Consider the following 23185-nt stretch of genomic DNA (forward strand, 5'->3'; position numbering starts at 1 on the left):
GGTGCGCAGCTGGGCCACCGCTGACGCCGCGGCGCGCGCGGCCGTGCTCGAGGTCGACCGGCGCCGCATCGGCTATATCGAAACCTTGCTTCGGCATGCCGGATTTCCCGACAACGAAGCGCGCGGCCGGGCGCAGATCTTCTACTGGGCGTTCATCGGCTACGCACTGTCCGAGCAGACGCTGCCGAAAGCCCAGCAGCAGGCGGCGATCGACGAGTTGCTGCGGATGACGAAGCGCTGACAGCCGACATTTGGATGTGCTACATCACCGCGAGCCGGAGGCCGCAATGAATTCGACGACCGACCACCTCGAAAGCACCGCCGACCCAAAACTGCTCGAAATTCTGGTGTGCCCGATCACCAAGGGTCCGCTGGAATTCGACGCCGCGCGGCAGGAGCTGATCTCGCGCTCGGCCAAGCTCGCCTATCCGATCCGCGACGGCATCCCGATCATGCTGCCGGAAGAGGCCCGCAAGATCGATTGATGTAACCGCGTAGCCCGGATGAAGCGCAGCGCAATCCGGGACCGCTCTATCCGTGGATGATCTTACCCGGATTTCGCTCCGCCTCATCCGGGCTACGGAGCTGCGAAAGCTTACAGCGCCTCACCCTTCAGCAGCCGCGGCACCTCGCCTGACAATCCTGCCGCCTGGCGGATGAACATGCTCTTCAACGGCGGCGCGCGATCGACGAGGCCGAGGCCGATGTCGCGCACGGTGCGCAGCAGCGTCGATTCGTTGGAGAACAGGAAGTTCAGCGAGTTGGTGGCAACGCCCATCGCCATGGTGTCGAAGCGCCGCCAGCGCTGGTAGCGCTCGAGCACGTCGGCCTGTCCGAGATCGATGCCGAGCCGCGCCGCGTCGACCACGACCTCGGCCAAAGCCGCGACATCCTTCAGGCCCATGTTGAGCCCCTGCCCCGCGATCGGATGGATCACATGCGCGGCGTCGCCGATCAGCGCCAGCCGTTCGGCGATGAACGAGCGCGCAACGAAATAGCCGAGCGGAAATGCACGCGGCTTGTCGATCGCCTTGATCTCGCCGAGGTGCAAACCAAAGCGCTGCTCGAGCTCGGCGTGGAATTGCTCTTCATTCAAGGCGACAATACGCGCGGCGTCCTTGCGTGTCTCGGTCCACACCAGAGACGAGCGGTTGCCGGTCAGCGGCAGGATCGCGAACGGGCCTGCGGGCAGGAAATGCTCCTCGGCACGGCCATGATGCTCGCGCTCATGCCCGACCGTCACCACAATGCCGGATTGATCATAGTCCCAGCCATGGGTCGCAATCCCCGCGCGCTCGCGCAACCTCGACCGCGCGCCATCGGCGGCGACCAGAAGGCTCGCATCGATCTCGGTGCCGTCGGCCAGCCGCACGCTGACGCCGTCGGGGCGTGACTCCGATGTCGACACCGCGGTGGCACGCAGCTCGACGCCTTCTGCCTCGGCACGCGCCGCCAGCGCATCGATCAGATAGCGGTTCTCGACCATATGGGCGAACGGCTCGCCGGGCTCGACATTGCCGGCGAAGGTCAGGAACACCGGGCGCGTCGCGTCCTCCAGCTTGGAGTCGGTGACGACCATGTCGGTGATCGGCTGCGCGGTCGGCGCGACCTGACCCCAGACGCCGAGGGTCTCGAACAGCCGCCGGCAGGCCGCCACGATCGCGGTCGCGCGCGGATCGCGGCTCGGGCGCTGGCTCAGCGCCGGATCGGCCACGATGACCGGGATGTCCGGCCCGAGCCCCTGGCGCAATGCCACGGCCAGCGCCAGCCCCGCAAATGCGCCCCCGCAGATCACGATACTTCGTTGTGCCGGCATGCCTTTTCCTTACGCGCCCGACGCCATCAGACTGTGCTTGCTACCTGATAATAGCTGGGCGAAACAGGGGGCAGAAACAAGAGCGGCCATTCAGCCCCATTCGTCATTCCGGGGCGCGCGTAGCGCGAGCCCGGAATCCATCACGCCGCATCTTCCGTGGATGAATGGATTCCGGGCTCGCGGCTACGCCGCGCCCCGGAATGACGGCACTCAACCCATCCAGGATGCGCATCCCATGTCCAAGAGCCTGATCGACCTGCTGTCCATCCTCGATCTCGAGCAGCTCGAGGTGAATTTGTTCCGCGGCAACAGCCCGAAGACGAGCTGGCAGCGCGTGTTCGGCGGCCAGGTGATCGGTCAGGCGATGGTCGCGGCGTGCCGCACTGTCGAAGGCCGCCTGCCGCATTCGATCCATTGCTATTTCATCCTGCCCGGCGATCCGCAGATCCCGATCATCTACCAGGTCGAGCGGCTGCGCGACGGCAAGAGCTACACCACCCGCCGCGTCACCGCGATCCAGCACGGCAACGCGATCTTCTCCATCATGGTCTCGTTCCATTCCGACGAAGAGAGCAACTTCAATCATCAGGAGAAGATGCCCGACGTGCCGCCGCCGGAGAAGCTGACCGCGGAGGAAGTGTCGAAGCAGCCGATGTTCAAGGAGATGCCGGAGTTCATCCGCCGCTACTATGAGAGCGACCGGCCGATCGAGCTGCGCCCGGTCGAGCTCGGCCGCTATTTCGGCCAGAAGATCGACGATGGCCGCATCCATGTCTGGATCCGCACCGCGGCCAAGCTGCCCGACGATCCGGCGCTGCATCTGTGCGCGCTCGCCTATGCGTCGGATTTCTCGCTGCTCGATGCCGTGATGGCGCGCTATGGCCGCACGCTGTTCGACCGGCGCATGATGCCGGCGAGCCTCGACCACGCGATGTGGTTTCACCGCCCGTTCCGCGCCGACGAATGGCTGCTCTACGCCCAGGATTCGCCGAGCGCACAGTCCGGCCGCGGTCTGACCCGCGGCCAGATCTTCAAGCCCGACGGCACGCTGGTGGCGTCCGTCGCGCAAGAAGGCTCGGTGCGCGAACGCAAGGCCTAGGACGCTTACGCGTCGGCGTGAGCGCCGCGCTCGGTCAACGCGAATTGCGAGATGAACCAGTTGGCGTACCAGCGCAGCACCCACGGAATCGGGATCAGGAAGCCGCAGCCGACCGCGAACACGATGGTTCGCCACAGCACGTCGAGGCCGGAGGCATTGAAGGTGACCTCGCGGCGCGTGCCCTCGACGTTGCGGCAGATCCAGCGCAGCCATGCGGTCATCACCCAGGCCCAGCCGATGATGGTGATGGACGCGATCACCATCAGCACGTACCAGCCGACATAGACGGCCGGGCTGCCGTTGAACGAGATCGGCAGGTCCTGGCCGCTCGAGCTGAGACGGCCGAAGATCCAGCGAACGATCATCCAGCTCAGGAAGCCCTGCAACAGCAGCGAGAGCAGCGTGACGATGTTGCTGTTGGCGGCTCCGGCATAGGTCAGAAGGCCGAGCACGATGAAGACGTACCAGATGTCCAGCGGCTGCCCGGTGAAGGCGAGGTGCGGCCGGCCAGGCACGCGAATATAGGGAATCGCAAAGCGGTACAGGCCGGTCGCGGTCCACGGCGCGGGGATGACGAAGATCTGGCCGATGAACATCAGCACGCTGCGTCCGAACAGGCCCCAGATCGGGAAGTCGGCCGACAGCGCGCCGCCGCTGTAGCTTGCCGATGCCGCAACCGGCGGCGGTCCACCGGCCTGCGGAAACGCCGGCGGCGCCCCAGCGCTCGGAACAAGACCTGGAATCTCCCCGGCCTTCTGCCAGCCGGCCATTCCCTCGGTCCACACCAGCGTATCGGCGCCCACCATGCCACGGGTGATCAAGTCGCGGAGCTGAGCTTCAGGCAGGGGGCCTTTTTGCTGGCCTTCGGATGCATAAAACCAGTTTCGGTTCGACATTTCTTGTTTCCTCGGGGCGCGCGCATGTGGACACGCGGTAGGCGAAACGAGCCAGCGGGACCGCTGGCCGGGGCGGGAAAGCCACATTGTGGCGGACGGTAGTCGTCCCGTACAGTGACGGAGTTCACCCGCTGCGCACGTTTTCCCCTTCAACCTGCAACTTTTTTGTGCCATTTGCCCAGAAAGCTGCCAGATTTGGCGGACGCGAAATGTGCGGGACGGCAAATTGCCGCTCCGGTGGCGGCGGCAAGCGCCGCTCCGGGGACGGGGCGCACAGGGAAAACTTCAAGGGAATAAAGGCCTGAACCATGAAACTCGTCGTCGCGATCATCAAACCGTTCAAGCTTGACGAAGTCCGCCAGGCCCTGACCGCGATCGGCGTTCACGGCATGACGGTGACCGAAGTGAAGGGCTATGGCCGCCAGAAGGGCCACACCGAGATCTATCGCGGCGCCGAATATGTCGTGAATTTCCTGCCCAAGCTCAGGATCGAGATCGCCGTCGACACCGAGCTCGCCGAAAAGGCGGTCAGCGTCATCACCGAACACGCCCGCACCGGCCAGATCGGTGACGGCAAGATCTTCGTGACGCCGATCGACCACGCGCTGCGCATCCGCACCGGCGAGACCGATAACGACGCGCTCTGAGTTCTATCGAGGTCGCGCCGGCAACGACGCCGGCGCACGTCAAATCCACTCCAAATCCACGCCAAGAAACCACGACCGCCGGGGAATGATGATGGGGGCACGAGCTCTTCGTGCAGCGATATCAGCTGCGCCGATCACTGCTGCAATCCTGCTCGCGTCGGGCGCGCCGGCCTTGGCGCAAGATTCTGCGGCCAACCCCGGCATCAACGCCGCTGACACCGCCTGGATGATCGTCGCCACCGCGCTGGTGCTGATGATGACGATCCCGGGTCTCGCGCTGTTCTACTCCGGCATGGTGCGCAAGAAGAACGTGCTGGCGACGATGGCGCAGAGCCTCACCGCCGTCGCGCTGATCTCGATCCTCTGGGTCACCTTCGGCTATTCGCTGACCTTCGTCGGCAACGGTCCCTGGCTCGGCTCGCTCGACAGCTGGTTCCTGGCCGGCATCACCATGGACAGCGTCAATCCGGCGGCGAAGACCATCCCGGAAGCGCTTTTCATGCTGTACCAGATGACGTTCGCGATCATCACGGTGGCGCTGGTTGCGGGCTCGGTCGCCGACCGCATGCGGTTCTCCGCCTATGTGCTGTTCTCGATCGGCTGGTTCATCTTCGCCTATGTGCCGCTGGCGCATTGGGTGTGGGGCGGCGGCTTCCTCGCCTCGGCGGGCGTGCTGGATTTCGCCGGCGGCCTCGTCGTGCATCTCTCCGCCGGAATCAGCGGCCTGGTCGCCGCCAAGGTGATGGGCAACCGGCACGGCTATGGCCATGACAATCTGTCGCCGTTCGATCTGTCGCTCGCCGTGGTCGGCACAGGCCTGCTCTGGGTCGGCTGGTTCGGCTTCAACGGCGGTTCGGCGCTCGCAGCCAACTCGCGCGCGGTGATGGCGATCACCGCGACGCATCTTGCGGCCTGCGCCGGCGCGCTGACCTGGGGCGCGATCGAATGGGCGACGCGCCGCAAGCCGTCGGTGCTCGGCATGATCTCGGGTGCGGTCGCGGGGCTCGGCACCATCACCCCGGCATCCGGCTTCGTCGCGCCGTCGCACGGCGTCATCATTGGCATCATTGCCGGCCTCATCTGCTTCTGGGCCTGTACCTGGCTGAAGCATCGCTTCAAGTATGACGACTCGCTCGACGTGTTCGGCGTGCACGGCATCGGCGGCCTGACCGGCACGCTGCTCGCCGGCATCTTCGCGACGGCCGCGATCGGCGGCACCTCCGGCCTGCTCGAGGGCAATCCGGAGCAGTTGCTGATCCAGCTCTACGGCGTCGCCGTCACATTCGTCTGGTGCGGCGGCATCACCTTCGTGCTGCTCAAGCTGGTCTCTGCCTTCGTCCCGCTGCGCGTCTCGATGCAGCAGGAGATGGAAGGCCTCGACATCTCGCAGCACGGCGAGGCGCTGCAGTAGCAGCCGAGCTCATGAGGCGCCGCGAGGGCAAACTCGCAAAACAACCCCATGCAAAGTAACCGAGCGCCGCGATCTCGCGACTTTGCGGCCAATGTCGGCGCCCGCCCGCTGCGGGGTCGAACGAAGGCCACGGCGCGAGATGCTTGACACCTAGTCTTACATTGCCTAGTAATACTAGGCATGGAAGGCGAAATACTCAAAGGCCATCTCGACATGATCGTGCTCGCCGCGCTCGAGGCGGCCCCGGCGCACGGTTATGCGATCATCGAGGAGATCCGCCGCCGGAGCGGCGGAGCCTTCGATCTGCCGGAAGGCACGGTCTATCCGGTGTTGCATCGCCTCGAGACGTCGCAGCTGCTCTCCAGTCATTGGGAAAAGTCGCCGATTGGCCGCCGACGCCGGGTCTACTCTCTGACCAAGCATGGCAGTGCATCGCTGGCCGCACGCAGGACGTCATGGGTCCAGTTCTCAAGCGCGATTGAAGCTCTTCTTGCGGAGCCCAAGCTGTGTCGCACTTGATCGTCAGATACCTCGAGCAACTCGCGCATGAACTGTCGTTTGACCGGTCATTGTCGCGCCGGGTGTGCGAAGAGGTCGAGGATCACCTTCGCCAATCCGCGGAACGCCATTCGGACGGCGACACCATGGAGGCGGAGCGCCGCGCGATCGAGCTGTTCGGCCCGGCGAAAATCATTGCCGCGCAATTTGCGGCGACATCGCTGCTGAAGCGGTCCCGAGCCGTCGGACCAATCGTCGTTCTGATCGTGCTTGGCGTATTCGCCGCCATGAAAGCGCGCGTTGCGTGGTATGCGGCGACGGGCTGGAGCACGAGCGGGTCTGCACGATTCCCGGATATCGGCGTCATCGCCTACGCGTTCGACCGCTATGCGTTCTATCTGGCATTGATGACCGGGCTGTGCGGATGGGTCTATGCGTTCCGCATGCAGCCGGGCGCGCTCGACAAGACCCGGCTGCAGCGATCGTTCATGCTGTCGGCCGCTGCGGGAGCGGCGCTGATCGGCTCCGTGCTGGCCGACATCGTTCTGACCGCGCTTCGGCTCTCCGGAGTTGGATGGTCCATCTCTCATTTGATACCGATCGCGTCTGTCGGAATCGAGGTTGCGCTTGTCGTAGCGCTGATCGCCCGCATCCACGCGGTGACGTCGCTTGTCACAACAGCAACGCTGCGATTTGACCTCTAACCCTCGCGTCCCGGAGAGCTCCTGAAATGACCGATCGCCGCCTCTTTCTCGCCCTCGCCGCCGCTGGTGCAACCGTTGCGATCGCTCCACGCACGACGGCGCGAGCCGCCTCGGCGGCCGATGCAAACGCCGCGAATTCCGCGCTGCTCGATCGCTATGCGGCCGCCATCAATGCACACGACACGACTGCATTCCCGGCAATTTTCGCCGAGACCTATATCCAGCACTCAGGCCGCAGCCCGTCCGGGCTGGCCGCGCAGGTCGAGAACTTTCATCGCATTCAGGAAACCTGGCCCGATATTCAAATGCACATCGAGGATCGCATCATCGACGGCGACAAGGTGGTCGCGCGCTGCATCTACACGGCAACGCACGACCGCACCGTTCGAGGATTTGCCGCCACCGGCAAGAAGATCTCGTTTGCGACCATCGACATCTGGCGCGTTGAGGGCAGCAGATTCGCGGAGCACTGGGACCTGGTCGATACCGCCGGACTGGAAAAGCAGCTGTCCGGCAAATGACCGGAATGACTTGCGCGACACATAAGTGTGTGCTTATGTGTCGGCATGATCGAAGCTGATATCTTCAAGGCGCTGGCCGATCCGACCCGCCGCAAGGTGTTCGAGAAGCTGGCTGACGGCAGCCTGAACGCCAGCGCCTTGCGCGACGGCCTCGAGATCAGCCAGCCGGCGATGTCGCAGCATCTCGCGGTGCTGCGCGCGGCGGGCCTGGTGCGCGAGCAGCGGCAGGGCCGCTTCGTGAATTATGAAGTCGACCCGGACGGGATCGCCAGCATCGGGACCTGGCTTGCCCGCTACCGCGCCTATTGGCCGAAGCGCATCGAGGCGCTCTCCGACCTGCTGAAGGACATGGATCAATGAGCGACACAGTCGAGCCTGACGCGGACCAAGCTCTGGTGCTCGAATACGAGCTCGACGCACCGCCTGAGAAAGTCTGGCGCGCCGTGACGATTCCGGCGCTGCGCGAACGCTGGCTGCCGGATTGCGATCTCGCCGGCGCCGAGCCGGAAGCAACGATCACAGGCGAAGAGGTGCGTTACCGGCTCCGCGAGTCCGAGCCGCCGTTTCGCGAAAGCCATGTCACCTTCCGGATCGAGCCGAACGAGGCCGGCGGCACCCGCTTTCGCATCATCCAGCAAGCCTGCGACGAGCGAGCAAGACAGCCGCAGGCAGCCAACAGCAACCGCCGCACCATGATGCGCGCGGCCTGATCGCAAACTTCACCCGCTGAGACTTCATCACCTGCAGACATGGAGGTCGCCGATGCGCGACACGATGCAACTCGTCCCCATGGTCGTTGAACAGTCGACCCGCGGCGAACGCTCCTTCGACATCTATTCCAGGCTGCTGCGCGAGCGCATCATCTTCCTGAACGGCGAGGTCAATGATGCGATGTCCGGGCTGGTGTGCGCGCAGCTGCTGTTCCTCGAGGCTGACAACCCGAACAAGCCGATCAACCTCTACATCAACTCCTATGGCGGCGTGATCACCAGCGGGCTTGCGATGTACGACACCATGCAGTTCATCAAGGCGCCGGTGCACACGCTGTGCATGGGCACCGCGCGCTCGATGGGCTCGTTCCTGCTGATGGCCGGCGAACCCGGCCACCGCGCCGCGCTGCCGAATGCGAGCCTCCACGTGCATCAGCCGCTCGGCGGCTTCCAGGGCCAGGCGTCCGACATCCTGATCCATGCCACCGAGATGCAGGAGACCAAGCGGCGCATCACCCGGCTGTACGCGCAGCATTGCGGGCGCACCGAAGCCGACGTCGAGCGGACGCTGGACCGCGATCACTTCATGTCCGCGCAGCAGGCGCTCGAATGGGGCTTGATCGACAAGGTCTTCGCGGCGCGCGACGCCGCCTAATGGTCCGGCATCGCCCTATTTAGATACCCATCACTGCTCCCCCGCTGAGCAGAATTGTGTCCGGACCCTGGCTTGCTCACGAATTGAGCCGGCCTGATTAGATTTTAGGCGCGACGGAATAGCGCAGGGGCCCCCGGCTCCCGCAATGCGGGAAAACGTCCGGATTCATAATCCATTAGCGAACACCGGCCGGTTGGCACGGCATTTGATTCTAAGGGTCCCGGCTGTGCCCGCGTAGTGGAAGTCCTCCGCGTGGTGAACCTCAGTCGAAACTCCCGGTGCTCGTTCGCACCGGGCCCAAGCGGGGATAGGACTCATGAAAATTGTTATGGCGATCATTAAGCCATTCAAGCTGGAAGAGGTCCGTGACGCCCTGACCGCCATTGGCGTTCACGGTCTCACGGTGACGGAAGTCAAGGGGTACGGCCGTCAGAAGGGTCACACGGAAATCTATCGCGGCGCCGAATATGCCGTGAGCTTCCTGCCCAAGATCAAGATCGAGGTCGCAGTCGGCTCCGACCAGGTCGACAAGACCATCGACGCCATCACCTCCGCCGCCAAGACCGGACAGATCGGCGACGGCAAGATCTTCGTCATCAGCCTCGAGCACGCCGTGCGCATCCGCACCGGCGAGGCCGATGCCGCGGCCCTCTGATTTCGCGCTCAAACCTTAAGACCTCAGGAGTGATATAACATGACGTTCAAGCGTCCCTATGGCGCGGGACTGGCGGCCCTCGCAGTCGGCCTCTTTGCCGCAACCGCCGCCTACGCCGAGCCAACCGTCAACAAGGGCGACAACGCCTGGATGCTGACCTCGACGGTGCTGGTGCTGTTGATGACCATCCCGGGCCTCGCGCTGTTCTATGGCGGTCTCGTCCGCTCCAAGAACATGCTCTCGGTGCTGGCGCAGGTGTTCTACACCGTCTGCATCGTCACCGTGCTCTGGGCCCTCTACGGCTACAGTCTCGCCTTCACCGGCGGCTCCGACTTCATCGGCGGCTTCTCCAAGGCCTTCCTGATGGGCGTCACGCCGGACTCAAAGGCTGCGACCTTCTCGGTCGACGCCAACATCTCGGAGCTGGTTTACGTTTGCTTCCAGATGACCTTCGCGGCGATCACGCCGGCCCTCATCGTCGGCGCCTTTGCCGAACGGATGAAGTTCGCGGCGATCGCGCTGTTCATCCCGATCTGGGTCACCGTGATCTACTTCCCGATCGCACACATGGTCTGGTACTGGCCGGGCCCGGACGCGATCCAGGATGCTGCCAAGGCGCTCGCCGCCGCGGCTGACGGCGATGCCAAGACGAAGGCGCAGGCCGCCCTCGACGCGATCAACGCCGACGCCGGCTGGATCTTCAAGAAGGGTGCGATCGACTTCGCCGGCGGCACCGTCGTGCACATCAACGCCGGCATCGCCGGCCTGGTCGGCGCGCTCCTGATCGGCAAGCGCACCGGCTACGGCAAGGAGCTGATGGCTCCGCACTCGCTGACCATGACCATGATCGGCGCTTCGCTGCTCTGGGTCGGCTGGTTCGGCTTCAACGCTGGTTCGAACCTCGAAGCCAATGGCGGCGCTGCACTCGCCATGACCAACTCCTTCGTGGCCACGGCCGCGGCGGCGCTGGCCTGGATGTTCGCGGAATGGATCATCAAGGGCCATCCCTCGCTGCTCGGCGCGCTCTCGGGCGCGGTCGCGGGCCTCGTCGCGGTGACGCCGGCGGCCGGCTACGCCGGTCCGATGGGTGCCATCGTGCTCGGCCTCGTGGTCGGCGTGGTCTGCCTGTTCTTCTGCACGGTGGTGAAGAACGCGCTCGGCTATGACGACTCGCTCGATGTGTTCGGCGTCCACTGCGTCGGCGGCATCATCGGCGCACTCGGCACCGGCATCCTGGTCAACCCGGCGCTCGGCGGTGCGGGCATCATCGACTACACCGCGATCCCGCCGAAGGTCGCCGATTACGACTTCGCGGCGCAGATGATCTCGCAGTGCTGGGGCGTCGCCACCACGCTGGTGTGGTCGGGCATCGGTTCGGCGATCCTCTACAAGATCGTGGACGTGATCGTTGGCCTGCGTGCCAACGTCGAGACCGAGCGTGAAGGCCTCGACATCACCGAGCACACGGAGCGCGCCTACAACATGTGAGTTCTCCCGGGACTCTGGCTCCCTCCGGGGCCAGGTCCAGAACTACGGTCCGGGCACATACCCGGCAATGTCCGGACCGTTGAGGGGCTCCAGCGCAAGTTGGAGCCCCTTTCTTTTTTCCGCGGCTTGAGAAAATAATGTCGGAATTGCCTGCCATTGTGGAATGACAGGCTACAAACAACGAAACCGACAACAAGAACGGGAGGACGTCATGAAGGTGCAAGGCGGGTGCTATTGCGGCAACGTGCGCTATGAGGCCGAGGGCGAACCGATGATGGCGGCGCAATGCCTGTGCCGCGAATGCCAGTACATCACGGGCGGCGGCCCGAACCTGTTCATGGCGATGCCGACCACCGGCTTCAAATACACCGCAAGCCAGCCCAAGCAGTTCACGCGCAAGGACCTCGAACGCGCCGTGACCCGCGAATTCTGCCCGGAATGCGGCACGCATCTGGTGACCAAGGTGCCCGGCCTGCCCGCGACGATCCTGAAGGTCGGCACGTTCGACGACCCCAGTGTGTTCACCCCGCAGATGACGATCTACGCCTGCGACAAGCAGACCTTTCACCATCTGCCCGAGGGCAAGCCGTCATTCGACAAGCTGCCGGCGCATTGAGACGATACACGTTCAGTGCCGGTAGCCGTCGTCTCCTTCCCCCTGAAAGGGGGAAGGCCAGGATGGGGGTCAGCCGCAGGCGACGCTGCAAGTGGAGAGACAAGATCCCCACCCGCTTTGCTCTGGCGAGCAAAGCGACCTCCCCTTTTCAAGGGGAGGTTAGGGCACACCCATCACGCAGCATCCAGCGCGTGCTCGACGCGGTCGCGGCCGTGGCGCTTGGCGGCGTAGAGCGCCTGGTCGGCGGTCCGCATCAGGTTGCCGAGATCGAAGCCGGTCTGCTTCACGGTGAAGCCGACGCTGATCGTCACCGGCAGCCGGGTCACGCCGTCGAGGATGGTTCTTTCAGCGCAATCGCGGCGGATTTCCTCGGCGCCGCGCGCGGCCTGCTCGTGGCTCAGGCCGGTCACGACAGCTGCGAATTCCTCGCCGCCATAGCGGGCGACCAGCGCGCCGTGCCGGACTGCGAACTGGCCCAGCACATCGGCGATCTCGACCAGCACCTTGTCGCCGATCTCATGTCCGTAGCGGTCGTTGATCGACTTGAAATGATCGATGTCGCACATCAGCACCGCCGCTGACGCGCCGTCCGTCTCCGCCTTGTCGAGTGCGGCGGCCGCCTCGGCATCGAAGCCGCGCCGGTTCAACAGGCCGGTCAGCTGGTCGGTCTGCGAGATTTGTGCGAGCTCGCGCCGGGTCTGCGCCAGCTCCAGCATCAACATCCCCGCGCGATATGACATGGCGCCGCTGAGCGCGATGGCGATGAAGACGCCGGCGGTGAGTCCAAAGGCCTGCATCTGGCCGACCGTGATCGGCGCGGCCAGATCGCGGCCGAACACCAGCATGCCGATGCCGAAGGACATCACCGCGGTCATGCCGGCGGCAATGACCATCACCTTGCCGGTGCGGCGCAGGACATCGCCGCGTGTCTCGATCTTGATGGCCATTTCCGTCTGCACGCCCTCCCAATTCGCGGGATCATTCATTCGTGCTGTGTTGCGAATTGCTGAAGGATTTCGTGCCGCGCGCGCCGGCCTTAACGGCGGGTAAAGCGGATCGCTCGAATTCGCGATAGAGCGTTTTCGAGCGAAGTGGATACCGGTTCGCGTGAAGAAAACGCGTCAAACAGGAATCTAGAGCTCCGTTCCGCTTCGATCGGAGCGGAAAAGCTCTGGTGACCGGCAAACCGGGTCAGTCGATCAGGACTTCCTCGTCCGGCAGCTCGCCCGGCGCGCCGTCGCGCAGATAGTTTTCAAGGATGGTGGCGAGCGACAGCGGGGTAAAACGCTCTTCCGCGCCGGGCAGATCGGCGATCGGCCACCAGCGGAAACAGTCGAGCACCTTCGCCTCGGCCGCATCAGCCATCACAGGGTCGAATCGATCGGTGTGAACGATCCGGTACTCTTCCTTCTGGGAGATCCGCCGGCCGCCCCAATTGAAGGTGTGGTGACGCCGCCAGACGGCGGGGCCGTGCTCGAAATCGACCAGCCCCAATTCTTCGGCAAGCTCCCGCCGCAACGTTGCTTCCGCCGTCTCGTCGCCCTCGCTGCCGCCACCGGGCGCGATCCAGAAGCAATCCCCGTGCGGCGGGCGAATCCGCATCAGCAGGACTTCGCGCTCGCCCGTGATGATGAGCGCCCTGACGGCGCGGCGATGGATCATGTCCAAAAGCAATCTCGGCGCAATTTCGATGCGGTTTTGATCGGCGAGCGCTGATATCACGGGCCGGCCGATCGTGCCCCGCCGCCGATGGTTAATCGCGTCTTAACCTCGCCCTATCTATGGTGACTTGATCGGTTTACGGTCGGCGCCCCTCAACCCCGACCGCAGTGAAAGTGCTGGCATTTCAACCATGGCAATGACCGCCTCATCCGGCTTGGCGCAGGGCGCCGGCGATGTCGCATCCGCCGGCCAGGCCGAGCGTTCCCCATTCGTGCGAACCACCGAGCTTCTGGCGCCGTACCAACCGGCTAAGCCATTGATTACGCTGTCGGTAGGCGAGCCGCAGCACCCCGTGCCTGATTTCGTCGGGCCGGTGCTTTCGAAGCACACCGCCGAGTTCGGCCGCTACCCGATGGCCAAGGGCATCGAGCCGTTCCGCCGCGCGGCCGCGACCTGGCTATCGAGCCGGTTCCAATTGCCGCGCCCGGTCGACCCGGAGAGCGAGGTGACGGTGCTGAACGGCAGCCGCGAGGGGCTGTTCTTCGCCGCGATCACGGCAGCGCGCTACGTCTCGCCACGCAAGGGCCGGCCGGCGATCCTGATGCCGAATCCGTTCTATCCGGCCTATGGCGCCGGCGCCCGCGCGGCCGGCTGCGAGCAGATCTATCTGCCGACCACGCTCGCCAACGGCTTCCTGCCCGACCTTGATTCGATCGACGAGGCGACGCTGGCGCGCACCGTGGCGTTCTTCCTTGCTTCGCCGGCCAATCCGCAAGGCTCGGTCGCCTCGCGCGCCTATTTCACACGGCTGAAGCAGCTCGCCGATCGCCACGGCTTCATGATCCTGAGCGACGAGTGCTACTCGGAGATCTACACCCGCGAAGCACCCGGCAGCATGCTGGAATGCGCCGGACCCGACTTCACCAATGTGGTCGCATTCCAATCGCTGTCGAAGCGCTCGAACCTGCCGGGCATGCGCGTCGGCTTCGCCGCCGGCGATCGAAAGTTCATGGCCGCATTCCTCGAGCTGCGCAATGTCGCCGCGCCGCAGGTGCCGGTGCCGCTGCAGCATGTCGCGGTCGCCGCCTATGGCGACGAGGCGCATGTCGAGGAAAACCGCAGGCTCTATCGCATCAAGTTCGATCTCGCCGACCAGATCCTCGGCAGCCGCTACGGCTACAAGCGGCCCGCCGGCGGCTTTTGCGTGTGGCTCGACGTCTCCGATCGCGGCGGCGACGAGGCGACAACCGTCAGGCTGTATCGCGATGCCGGCGTGCGCGTGATTCCCGGCAGCTATCTGGCGCGCGAGCAGAACGACGGTTCCAATCCGGGCGCGGGCTATATCCGCCTCGCGCTGGTCTCCGACAGTGAATCGACGGCCGAGGCGATGCATCGCCTGGTCGAAACCCTCGGTTAATCGCGAAGCGCGAAGATTGAGTATGCCAGCGATCGAACGTGTCATCCCCCTGGTCGGCCATCTGCCGCTCTCGCTGCGCGAGGCGCTGGCGCGGCGGCTGCGCGAACTGACCGGGCTCGGCCTGATCGCGCTGTCAGGCGGCATCACTGCTGCGCTGATGACCTGGTCGGTGCAGGATCCGTCGCTGAGCCATGCCACCTCGCGCGCGATCCGCAACGTGCTCGGCTATCCCGGCGCGATCGGCGCTGACCTCCTGATGCAGATCCTCGGCCTCGGCGCGATCATGCTGCTGTTGCCGGTCGCAGTGTGGGGCTGGCGGATGCTGACGCATCGCCCGTTCGACCGCGAGGCGCTGCGGCTCGGCTGCTGGATCCTGTGCACGGTGATCGCGGCGGGCTTCGCCAGCTGCTGGCCGCACAACACCGCCTGGCCGCTGCCGACCGGGCTCGGCGGCGTGGTCGGCGACGCGCTGCTGCGCGCGCCGGCCGTGGTGTTCGGCCCGCCCGGCTTCATCTACCGCGTCGTGCTCGGGCTGATCCTGTTTGTCGCGATGGCCGCGTGCTTCCTGTTCGCCTGCGGTTGGGGCGCCAAGGAGCAGGACGAGGAGCTGACGCCGATCTCGGACGACGACGAGCCGTTCGTCGAGGACGACGAGGACCGCAGCTCGGTCTCGCTGGGCTGGCTGTTCCACGCGCTGATGAGCGCGAAGGCCCGGCTCGGCTGGCTGTTCACCACAGCCTATAGATCGCTGGTGTCGAGCGGAGCGCAGGGCCGCAGCGCTGCGTTCGAGCGCCAGGAGCCCAATATCGGCGGCGGCCGCGCTGCGCCCTCGATCGCGCCCGCGCATGACGATCACGACGAAGACGAGGCTGAGGCTTTCGACGACGAGGAAGAAGAGGACGAGGAGGATGAAGCTCCCGCCGCCCGCGCCCCTCGCAAGAAGGCCGAGCCGAAGCCGAAGAAGAAGAATTCCGACAAGTTCGAGCTGCCGTCGGTCTCGGTACTCAGTGCGCCGAAGGCGAGCGATCGCCAGCCGCTGAGCAAGGCCGAGCTGGAAAACAATTCGCGCGCGCTGGAAGGCGTGCTGCAGGACTTCGGCGTGCGCGGCGAGATCGTCAAGGCCAATCCCGGCCCGGTGGTCACGCTGTACGAGCTGGAGCCTGCGCCCGGCATCAAGTCGTCGCGCGTGATCGGACTGTCCGACGACATCGCGCGCTCGATGAGCGCGCTGTCGGCGCGCGTCGCCGTGGTCGCCGGCCGCAACGCCATCGGCATCGAGCTGCCGAACGCGCACCGCGAGAAGGTTTACCTGCGCGAGCTCTTGGTCGCCAAGGAGAGCACCGAGTCGGTTGCAAAGCTGCCGCTGTGCCTCGGCAAGACGATCGGCGGCGATCCCGTCATCATCGACCTGGCGCGCACGCCGCACATGCTGATCGCCGGCACCACCGGCTCCGGCAAATCGGTCGCCATCAACACCATGATCCTGAGCCTGGTCTACCGGCTGCGGCCGGATCAGTGCCGCCTGATCATGGTCGACCCGAAGATGCTCGAACTCTCGGTCTATGACGGCATCCCGCATCTCTTGACGCCCGTCGTCACCGATCCGAAGAAGGCGGTGGTCGCGCTGAAATGGGCCGTGCGCGAGATGGAAGAGCGCTACAAGCGGATGGCCAAGCTCGGCGTCCGCAACATCGACGGCTACAATGCGCGCCTCGTCGAGGCCAAGGGCAAGGGCGAAGAGCTGACGCGCACCGTGCACACCGGCTTCGACAAGGAGACCGGCAAGGCGATCTATGAGGAAGAGAAGCTCGACCTCGAGCCGCTGCCCTACATCGTCATCATCGTCGACGAGATGGCCGACCTGATGATGGTCGCTGGCAAGGACATCGAAGGCGCGGTGCAGCGCCTGGCGCAGATGGCGCGCGCCGCCGGCCTGCATGTGATCCTCGCCACACAGCGTCCATCGGTCGACGTCATCACCGGCACGATCAAGGCGAACTTCCCGACCCGCATCGCCTTCCAGGTGACGTCGAAGATCGACAGCCGCACCATCCTCGGCGAAATGGGCGCCGAGCAGCTGCTCGGCCAGGGCGACATGCTCTACATGGCGGGCGGCGGCCGCATCAGCCGCGTGCACGGCCCGTTCGCCTCCGACGAGGAAGTCGAGAAGGTGGTGCGTCATCTGAAGACGCAAGGCCAGCCGGAATATCTCGAAGCCGTCACCGCGGAAGAGCCGACCGACGAGGACGGCGCCGTGTTCGATGCCACCGGCATGGGCGGCGACGGCGGCGGCGACCTGTTCACGCAGGCGGTTGCGATCGTCAAGCGCGACCGCAAGGCGTCGACCTCCTACATCCAGCGCCGGCTGCAGATCGGCTATAACCGCGCCGCCTCGCTGATGGAGCGGATGGAACTTGAGGGCATCGTGGGCCCGGCGAATCACGCCGGAAAGCGCGAAATCCTGGTCGGGGAGGAAGAAGGCCAGTTCTGATCGGGGGCGATCATCACGGAAAAACCATATCTCCCTCGGAAGAGGCGGGATAAAATCCGGCGAAGCGGGACGAGCGTCGAACAGAGACCTGACATATCTGATGGCAAAACACCTCATTGACCGCGGCGCGCGCACTGCGCTGGCTCTTCTCGTCACCGCCGCGATCGCAGGCGGCGCGACTGCGCAAAATGCGCCTTCGCCGAAACCCGCCGCACCCAAGGCAGCACCGAAGGCCAAGGACGCCGGCGCGCAGAGCAATGCCGACAAGGGACCGACGACGACGGGCGCCACCCAGGCACCGCCGGACCCGGTGATTCCCGATCCGCGCCGCAACGTGCCCGCCAGCATCTTCCAGACCTTCGACGCCAACCAGAAGGCGCAGGCCGCCAAGGTCTCGGCCTATCTGTCGTCGCTGCAGACCCTGGTCGGGAATTTCGTCCAGGTCGGCCCCGACGGCACCAAGACCAAGGGCGATTTCTACATCCAGAAGCCCGGCAAGCTGCGCTTCGAATATGACAATCCGAGCACGATCGAGGTGATCGCCGACGGCTCCTCGGTGGCGGTGCGCGACCGCAGGCTCGCCACCCAGGACATCTATCCGCTGTCGCAGACCCCGCTGCGCTATCTGTTGTCGGACCGCATCGATCTGATGAAGGACACCAACGTCGTCAGCGTCACTGCCGATGACGTGTTCGTCAGTATCACGATCGAGGAGAAGCAGGCGCTGGTCGGCACCAGCCGCTTCCTGCTGATGATCGGCGCCAAGGACGGCAAGCTCAAGCAGTGGACCGTCACCGATCCGCAGGGCTACGACACCACGGTTGCGGTCTACAATCTCGACGCCACGCAGAAGCCCGATCCCGGGCTGTTCAAGATCGACTTCACGACCTATCCCGGTTCGTCGCCCGGATAGCGAGATGCCGTAGGATGGGTAGAGCGCAGCGAAACCCATCACCTTTGATCCGCGTGGGAAGATGATGGGTTTCGCTTCGCTCTACCCATCCTACGCATCTCCCCCTGTGGACAATTGAAACCCGCCGCGAGAACCATGCTAAGACGCAGCTCTCATGCGGTTCTCCGTCACCACCTGGAACATCAATTCGGTGCGCCTGCGCATCGATATCGTCGCCAAATTCCTGAAGAGCGCGCGGCCGGATGTGCTGTGCCTGCAGGAGACCAAATGCATCGACGATGCGTTTCCGTTGAAGCGCTTCAAGCGGCTCGGCTATGAGCATGTCGCGCTGAACGGGCAGAAGGGCTATCACGGCGTCGCCATCGTCTCACGGCTGCCGTTCGAGACGACCGACATCCGGACATTCTGCGACAAGATCGACTCGCGGCACATCTCGGTTTCGTTCGGCGAGAAGGCGCAGATTTCAAAGCCGCTGGTGCTGCATAATTTCTACGTGCCGGCCGGCGGCGACATTCCCGATCCCGCGCTCAATCCGAAGTTCGAGCACAAGCTGCAATTCCTCGACGAGATGAAAAGCTGCGAGCCGCTGCATCCGCGCGGCGACGATCGCCACATCCTGGTCGGCGACCTCAACGTCGCGCCGCACGAGAACGACGTGTGGTCGCACAAGCAGCTGTTGAAGGTGGTCTCGCACACGCCGGTCGAGACCGAGAAGCTGCTCGCGGCGCAGGCGCATGGCGAATGGTTCGACATCGCGCGCGAGCGGATCCCGATGTCGGAAAAGGTCTACACTTGGTGGAGCTATCGCGCCGCGGACTGGACCGTCGGCGACCGCGGCCGCAGGCTCGATCACATCTGGGTCTCGCGCGCGCTGAAGGATCAGGTCAGCGACTTCAAGATCACCCGCGACGCCCGCAGCTGGGAGCGGCCGTCGGATCATGTGCCGGTGACCGCGGTGATGGAGGTTTAGAACGTCGCCGCTTGCTTCGCTTCGCCTCTCCCCTTGTGGGAGAGGCCGGATCGCATGAAGCGAAGCGGAATGTGATCCGGGTGAGGGGTGACGGCCTCTCGAGGGACCACGCTGGTGGACAGACCTCACCCCTCACCCGGATTGCATCTCACGATGCAATCCGACCTCTCCCACAAGGGGAGAGGTGGAGTACGCGGCTCCGCTGTCGGCCAAATCTCAGCAGCTAAGTGCTCAACTTCCCGCCCGCCATCAGAATATCGCTGGCGAGCTGGCTGGTGCGCAGCGCGAGTTCGTCGCGCAGCCGGCGGGCCGCAGCGGGATCGCTTTCCAGCACGCGCTGGAACAGGCTGCGGGCGACGCGGATCACCGAGCCGCGCTCCAATGCGGTCGCGGTCGACGGGCGTTTCATCGCGACGATCAATGCGAGCTCGCCGATCAGCGCGCCGGGGCCGGCGATGATCTCGGCGCCGCCTTCCTCGACCCGGAAGCTGCCGCGCTGCACGACATAGCCGGCGTCCGCGGCGTCGCCGACCTTGAACAGCACCTCGCCTGCGTTGAAGTCGCGTTGCTCGGAGCCGATCGCCAGCATGCGCAAGGAGCTCTCGCCCAACAGACGCATCGTCGGGACCCGCTCAAGCAGGGCTACGTCATCATCGATCGACATTCAGGTCCGGTAACCGCGGTGCGCCTCGATTTCACGAATCGTTGAGCGCGAAGCGTATCACGGCACCAGCTTGTAGCCACCGGCTTCCGTCACCAGGATTTCCGGGTTGGCGGCGTCCTTCTCGATCTTCTGGCGGAGGCGGTAGATGTGGGTTTCCAGCGTGTGGGTGGTGACACCGGAATTGTAGCCCCAGACTTCCTGGAGCAGGGTCTCGCGCGACACCGGCATCTGGCCGGCGCGATAGAGGAAGCGCAGGATCGCGGTTTCCTTCTCGGTCAGCCGCACCTTCCTGGCATTGGCGCCGGTGAGCATCTTCGAGCCGGGACGGAACGAGTAGGGGCCGACCGAGAACACCGCGTCCTCGCTGGCCTCATGCTGGCGCAGTTGCGCCCGGATCCGGGCCAGCAGCACGGCGAAGCGGAACGGCTTGGCCACATAGTCGTTGGCGCCGGACTCCAGGCCGAGGATCGTGTCGGAATCGGTGTCGTGGCCGGTCAGCATGATGATCGGGGCCTTAAAGCCACCCTTGCGCAAGCTGCGGACCACTTCGCGGCCGTCGGTGTCGGGCAGGCCGACGTCCATCAGGACCAGATCGGGAGAATTGGCTTTGGCGGCAGTGGCGCCCTTGGCGCCGGTGTCGACCGCGGAGGCTTCGAATTCCTCGTGCAGAGACAGCTGCTCGACCAGCGTATCGCGCAGATCGGTATCGTCATCCACGATCAAGATCTTGCGGGCATTGGCCATAGGTACAATCCTTCGGGGGCGGGGCGGTCAGAGGCGGAGGGCGCTTAAGACCGTAACATCGGCTAGATATGTGCTCAGGTAGGCGATTGTTACCGATTCACAAGGCAACGGTAGTCTACCTCAAATCCGGCGGGGCAGGACGTGAATGTCCTGTAATGCCGGGTGATAGAATGATCCGAACATCCTAGGCAAGTTCAGTTTGGAACGATTCTTAAGGGAAGATCAGCTATTTCAATCACTTATATGACAGCCAAACGTGATCGCCCGCTCTCCGCCATCGAGGTCCGCGCCGCCGCCGGCAATCCGCGCCGGGGCTGGCTGACGGCCGACGGCTGGACCGTTCCGGTGGCGCTCGGACGCGGCGGAATCCTCGCCAACAAGCGCGAGGGCGACGGCGGCACCCCGCGCGGCATCTTCCATCCGCGGCAACTCTGGTGGCGCGCCGACCGGCACCGGCGTCCGGTGACCTTGCTGCCGACCCGGCCGATCCGCCGCGAGGACGCCTGGTGCGAGGACCCCAGCGACCGCCATTACAACCAGCCGATCCGGCTCGACCGCGAGCAGGGCGGCGACCGCCTGACCCGCGAGGATCATCTCTACGACTTCATTGTCGAGATCGACCACAACGCCGCGCCGCGGATCGCCGGCCGCGGCAGCGCCGTGTTCCTGCATCTGGCGCGGCCGAATTTCGGACCGACCGCGGGCTGCGTCTCGATGACGAAGGCGTCGATGCTGCGGCTGTTGCGGCGGATGGCCCCGCGGACCCGGATCATCATCGGCTGAGGCCCTTTTGTTGGACGCGTTTTCTTCACGCGAACCGGTATCCACGCTACGTTGGAATAGCTGAGCATCGGTTTTCCCACACGACAGACGCGACGCGTTTGTGCTGTGATTGCGCACAAGACAAAATAATTCCCAAAATTAAGTCTCGCGGGAGCGAAGAAGCATGCTCGACAACAACCAGATCGCCGCCGCCGCAAAAGTTCTGAGCGAGCACTGGCACGCGGGCACCAAACTCGGTGCACTCGATGGCGCGATCCGGCCGCGCGATCGCACCGAGGGCTACGCGGTGCAGGCCGAGCTCGAGAAGACGTCGCGCGAAAAATTGTTCGGCTGGAAGATCGCGGCGACCAGCGAGGCCGGCCAGAGGCACATCAACGTCGCCGGGCCGCTGGCGGGGCGCATCCTCGCCGAAACGGTGATCGCAGATGGCGGCACCGCGTCGATGAAGGGCATCGAGATGCGCGTCGGCGAACCGGAATTCGCCTTCCGCATGGCGCGTGATCTCGTACCGCGCGCAACGCCGTACAGCGTAAGGGAAGTGTTGGAGGCGGCCGGCACGCTGCATCCAGCGATCGAGATTCCGGATTCGCGTTTTGCCGACTTCGTCTCCGCCGGCGAGGCGCAGCTGATCGCCGACAATGCCTGCGCCCATCTGTTCGTGCTCGGTGTTGCAACATCAGCCGACTGGCGCGCGATCGATCTGGTCGAGGAACGCCCGACCATCACGCTGCGCGGCGAGCGCTATGTCGGCCACGGCAAGAACGTGCTCGGCGATCCCCTGATAGCGCTGACCTGGTGCGCCAATGAATTGCGCGCGCTCGGCATCACATTGCGGGCAGGGGAGGTCGTCACGACAGGCACCTGCCACCCACCGCTGCCGATCGCCGCCGGCGACGTCTTCGCCGCCGATTTCGGCGCAATCGGGAAGGTGTCGGTGAAGTTCTCGTAGGCGCAGCGCTTACGGCACACACCGCTGTCGTCCCTGCGAAAGCAGGGACCCATACGCCGCGGCCGACGCAAACGGCACGCGGCTAGTCGGCGCTCAACAACTACCTTCGGTGGTTATGGGTCCCTGCTTTCGCATGCTTTCGCAGGGACGACACCAGTTATGCGGCTTCAGTTATGCGGCACGGTCCGCGTCCCGAAAATCGCAGACCCAACCCGCACATGCGTCGCGCCCATCGCGATCGCCACGGCGAAATCCGCGCTCATGCCCATCGAGAGATTTGTCAGCCCGTTGCGCGCGGCGATCTTGGCGCAGAGTGCGAAATGCGGCGCCGGCGCCTGGTCGACCGGCGGGATACACATCAGTCCTGAAATCTGCAGGCCGTATCTGTCGCGGCACGCCGCGATGAAGGTATCCGCGTCCTGCGGCGCGACGCCGGCCTTCTGCGGCTCCTCGCCGGTATTGATCTGGACGAACAGTTCCGGGTGCTTCCCCTGATTTTTGATTTCCTTGGCTAACGCTTCGCAAATGCTGGCGCGATCGACCGAATGGATCGCATCGAACAGCGCGACAGCCTCCTTGGCCTTGTTCGACTGCAACGGCCCGATCAAATGCAGCTTCACGCCGGGATGAGCCTGGATCAGCTCCGGCCACTTGCCCTTGGCCTCCTGCACCCGATTTTCGCCAAATACGCGCTGTCCGGCGCCGATAATCGGCAAAATTGCGTCGGCATCGAATGTCTTCGACACCGCGATCAGCGTTACCGACGCGCGATCGCGCCGCGCCTCCTTGCAGGCACGCGCGATCTCCTGCTCCACGGCGGCGAGGCCATGTGGTGAATCAGCCGATAACGGCGTGGTCGGGCTTTGCGTCATGCTT

26 protein-coding genes and 1 pseudogene are annotated in these 23185 nt (G+C 64.7%); 20 read left to right on the forward strand and 7 right to left on the reverse strand.

The annotated features are described in order from the left end of the window. Positions 1-241 (forward strand): annotated as a pseudogene (locus AC628_RS19380) (TetR/AcrR family transcriptional regulator); the annotation flags it as partial. A gap of 46 nt (positions 242-287) precedes the next feature. Next, positions 288-485 (forward strand): Trm112 family protein, encoded by a 198-nt coding sequence (locus tag AC628_RS19385; protein WP_018269337.1) that lies wholly within the window; start codon positions 288-290, stop codon positions 483-485. 110 nt (positions 486-595) lie between these two features. Here the strand turns inward: AC628_RS19385 and AC628_RS19390 are convergent, their stop codons facing one another. Further along, positions 596-1816, reverse strand: coding sequence for a ubiquinone biosynthesis hydroxylase (locus AC628_RS19390; RefSeq protein ID WP_074128369.1), 1221 nt, complete (start codon positions 1814-1816; stop codon positions 596-598). 235 nt (positions 1817-2051) lie between these two features. Here AC628_RS19390 and tesB point away from each other — a divergent pair, with 235 nt between their 5' ends. Beyond that, positions 2052-2915 carry an acyl-CoA thioesterase II gene (gene tesB, locus AC628_RS19395; RefSeq protein ID WP_074128371.1) on the forward strand — a complete coding sequence of 288 codons (864 nt, stop codon included), beginning with the start codon at positions 2052-2054 and terminating at the stop codon, positions 2913-2915. Positions 2916-2920: 5 nt separating this feature from the next. Here the strand turns inward: tesB and AC628_RS19400 are convergent, their stop codons facing one another. Continuing rightward, positions 2921-3811, reverse strand: a complete 891-nt coding sequence (locus tag AC628_RS19400; protein ID WP_074128373.1) for a DUF4339 domain-containing protein — start codon at positions 3809-3811, stop codon at positions 2921-2923. A gap of 308 nt (positions 3812-4119) precedes the next feature. On the opposite strand from AC628_RS19400, the gene AC628_RS19405 reads away from it, so the two are divergent. The 11 genes from AC628_RS19405 (at position 4120) to AC628_RS19455 (ending at position 11716) form a co-directional block, all read left to right on the forward strand. After that, positions 4120-4458: a P-II family nitrogen regulator gene (locus AC628_RS19405; protein WP_074128375.1), complete on the forward strand. Its 339-nt coding sequence runs from the start codon at positions 4120-4122 to the stop codon at positions 4456-4458. 91 nt (positions 4459-4549) lie between these two features. After that, the gene (locus AC628_RS19410) at positions 4550-5869 is read left to right on the forward strand and encodes an ammonium transporter (RefSeq protein ID WP_074128416.1); all 1320 of its coding nucleotides are present in this window, start codon (positions 4550-4552) and stop codon (positions 5867-5869) included. A gap of 213 nt (positions 5870-6082) precedes the next feature. Then, positions 6083-6388 (forward strand): PadR family transcriptional regulator, encoded by a 306-nt coding sequence (locus tag AC628_RS19415; protein ID WP_210190232.1) that lies wholly within the window; start codon positions 6083-6085, stop codon positions 6386-6388. Beyond that, positions 6376-7071 (forward strand): hypothetical protein, encoded by a 696-nt coding sequence (locus AC628_RS19420; RefSeq protein ID WP_143201690.1) that lies wholly within the window; start codon positions 6376-6378, stop codon positions 7069-7071. Before AC628_RS19415 ends, AC628_RS19420 begins: the two co-directional genes overlap by 13 nt. 26 nt (positions 7072-7097) lie before the next feature. Next, the gene (locus AC628_RS19425; RefSeq protein ID WP_074128383.1) at positions 7098-7592 is read left to right on the forward strand and encodes an ester cyclase; all 495 of its coding nucleotides are present in this window, start codon (positions 7098-7100) and stop codon (positions 7590-7592) included. 45 nt (positions 7593-7637) lie between these two features. Beyond that, positions 7638-7952: an ArsR/SmtB family transcription factor gene (locus AC628_RS19430; protein ID WP_074128385.1), complete on the forward strand. Its 315-nt coding sequence runs from the start codon at positions 7638-7640 to the stop codon at positions 7950-7952. Further along, positions 7949-8302, forward strand: coding sequence for an SRPBCC family protein (locus AC628_RS19435; RefSeq protein ID WP_074128387.1), 354 nt, complete (start codon positions 7949-7951; stop codon positions 8300-8302). The genes AC628_RS19430 and AC628_RS19435 overlap by 4 nt, the downstream gene beginning before the upstream one ends. A gap of 52 nt (positions 8303-8354) precedes the next feature. Further along, positions 8355-8957 (forward strand): ATP-dependent Clp protease proteolytic subunit, encoded by a 603-nt coding sequence (locus tag AC628_RS19440; protein ID WP_074128388.1) that lies wholly within the window; start codon positions 8355-8357, stop codon positions 8955-8957. Positions 8958-9273: 316 nt separating this feature from the next. Next, positions 9274-9612, forward strand: coding sequence for a P-II family nitrogen regulator (locus AC628_RS19445; RefSeq protein WP_021082517.1), 339 nt, complete (start codon positions 9274-9276; stop codon positions 9610-9612). A gap of 39 nt (positions 9613-9651) precedes the next feature. Further along, a complete protein-coding gene (locus AC628_RS19450) occupies positions 9652-11100 on the forward strand; it encodes an ammonium transporter (protein ID WP_074128389.1) in 1449 nt (482 codons plus the stop codon). 211 nt (positions 11101-11311) lie between these two features. Continuing rightward, positions 11312-11716, forward strand: coding sequence for a GFA family protein (locus tag AC628_RS19455; protein ID WP_074128390.1), 405 nt, complete (start codon positions 11312-11314; stop codon positions 11714-11716). A gap of 173 nt (positions 11717-11889) precedes the next feature. On the opposite strand, the gene AC628_RS19460 is transcribed toward AC628_RS19455, so the two are convergent. Further along, entirely contained in the window at positions 11890-12663 is a 774-nt protein-coding gene (locus tag AC628_RS19460) for a GGDEF domain-containing protein (RefSeq protein ID WP_074128417.1), read from the reverse strand. Between the two features lie 244 nt (positions 12664-12907). Then, positions 12908-13378, reverse strand: coding sequence for an NUDIX domain-containing protein (locus tag AC628_RS19465; RefSeq protein WP_074128391.1), 471 nt, complete (start codon positions 13376-13378; stop codon positions 12908-12910). Positions 13379-13568: 190 nt separating this feature from the next. Between AC628_RS19465 and AC628_RS19470 the strand changes: the two genes are divergently transcribed. The 4 genes from AC628_RS19470 to AC628_RS19485 all read left to right on the forward strand — a co-directional run bounded on the left by AC628_RS19470 (position 13569) and on the right by AC628_RS19485 (position 19169). Then, positions 13569-14795 (forward strand): aminotransferase class I/II-fold pyridoxal phosphate-dependent enzyme, encoded by a 1227-nt coding sequence (locus AC628_RS19470; protein ID WP_074128392.1) that lies wholly within the window; start codon positions 13569-13571, stop codon positions 14793-14795. Between the two features lie 16 nt (positions 14796-14811). Continuing rightward, positions 14812-17286, forward strand: coding sequence for a DNA translocase FtsK (locus AC628_RS19475; RefSeq protein ID WP_074128393.1), 2475 nt, complete (start codon positions 14812-14814; stop codon positions 17284-17286). A gap of 100 nt (positions 17287-17386) precedes the next feature. Then, positions 17387-18199 carry an outer membrane lipoprotein carrier protein LolA gene (locus tag AC628_RS19480; RefSeq protein WP_074128394.1) on the forward strand — a complete coding sequence of 271 codons (813 nt, stop codon included), beginning with the start codon at positions 17387-17389 and terminating at the stop codon, positions 18197-18199. A gap of 154 nt (positions 18200-18353) precedes the next feature. Beyond that, a complete protein-coding gene (locus AC628_RS19485; protein WP_074128395.1) occupies positions 18354-19169 on the forward strand; it encodes an exodeoxyribonuclease III in 816 nt (271 codons plus the stop codon). 223 nt (positions 19170-19392) lie between these two features. On the opposite strand, the gene AC628_RS19490 is transcribed toward AC628_RS19485, so the two are convergent. After that, positions 19393-19833, reverse strand: a complete 441-nt coding sequence (locus AC628_RS19490; RefSeq protein WP_050425197.1) for a Crp/Fnr family transcriptional regulator — start codon at positions 19831-19833, stop codon at positions 19393-19395. 57 nt (positions 19834-19890) lie between these two features. Continuing rightward, positions 19891-20577 carry a response regulator transcription factor gene (locus AC628_RS19495; protein ID WP_016841446.1) on the reverse strand — a complete coding sequence of 229 codons (687 nt, stop codon included), beginning with the start codon at positions 20575-20577 and terminating at the stop codon, positions 19891-19893. Between the two features lie 243 nt (positions 20578-20820). Between AC628_RS19495 and AC628_RS19500 the strand changes: the two genes are divergently transcribed. After that, positions 20821-21360, forward strand: a complete 540-nt coding sequence (locus AC628_RS19500) for a L,D-transpeptidase family protein (protein WP_074128397.1) — start codon at positions 20821-20823, stop codon at positions 21358-21360. 163 nt (positions 21361-21523) lie between these two features. Further along, positions 21524-22309 (forward strand): 2-keto-4-pentenoate hydratase, encoded by a 786-nt coding sequence (locus AC628_RS19505; RefSeq protein WP_074128400.1) that lies wholly within the window; start codon positions 21524-21526, stop codon positions 22307-22309. Positions 22310-22476: 167 nt separating this feature from the next. On the opposite strand, the gene AC628_RS19510 is transcribed toward AC628_RS19505, so the two are convergent. Next, positions 22477-23181, reverse strand: a complete 705-nt coding sequence (locus AC628_RS19510; RefSeq protein ID WP_074128403.1) for a YggS family pyridoxal phosphate-dependent enzyme — start codon at positions 23179-23181, stop codon at positions 22477-22479. Between the last annotated feature and the right edge of the window lie 4 nt (positions 23182-23185).

The sequence above is a fragment of the Bradyrhizobium sp. NAS96.2 genome, assembly GCF_001908235.1.
GTDB lineage: Bacteria > Pseudomonadota > Alphaproteobacteria > Rhizobiales > Xanthobacteraceae > Bradyrhizobium.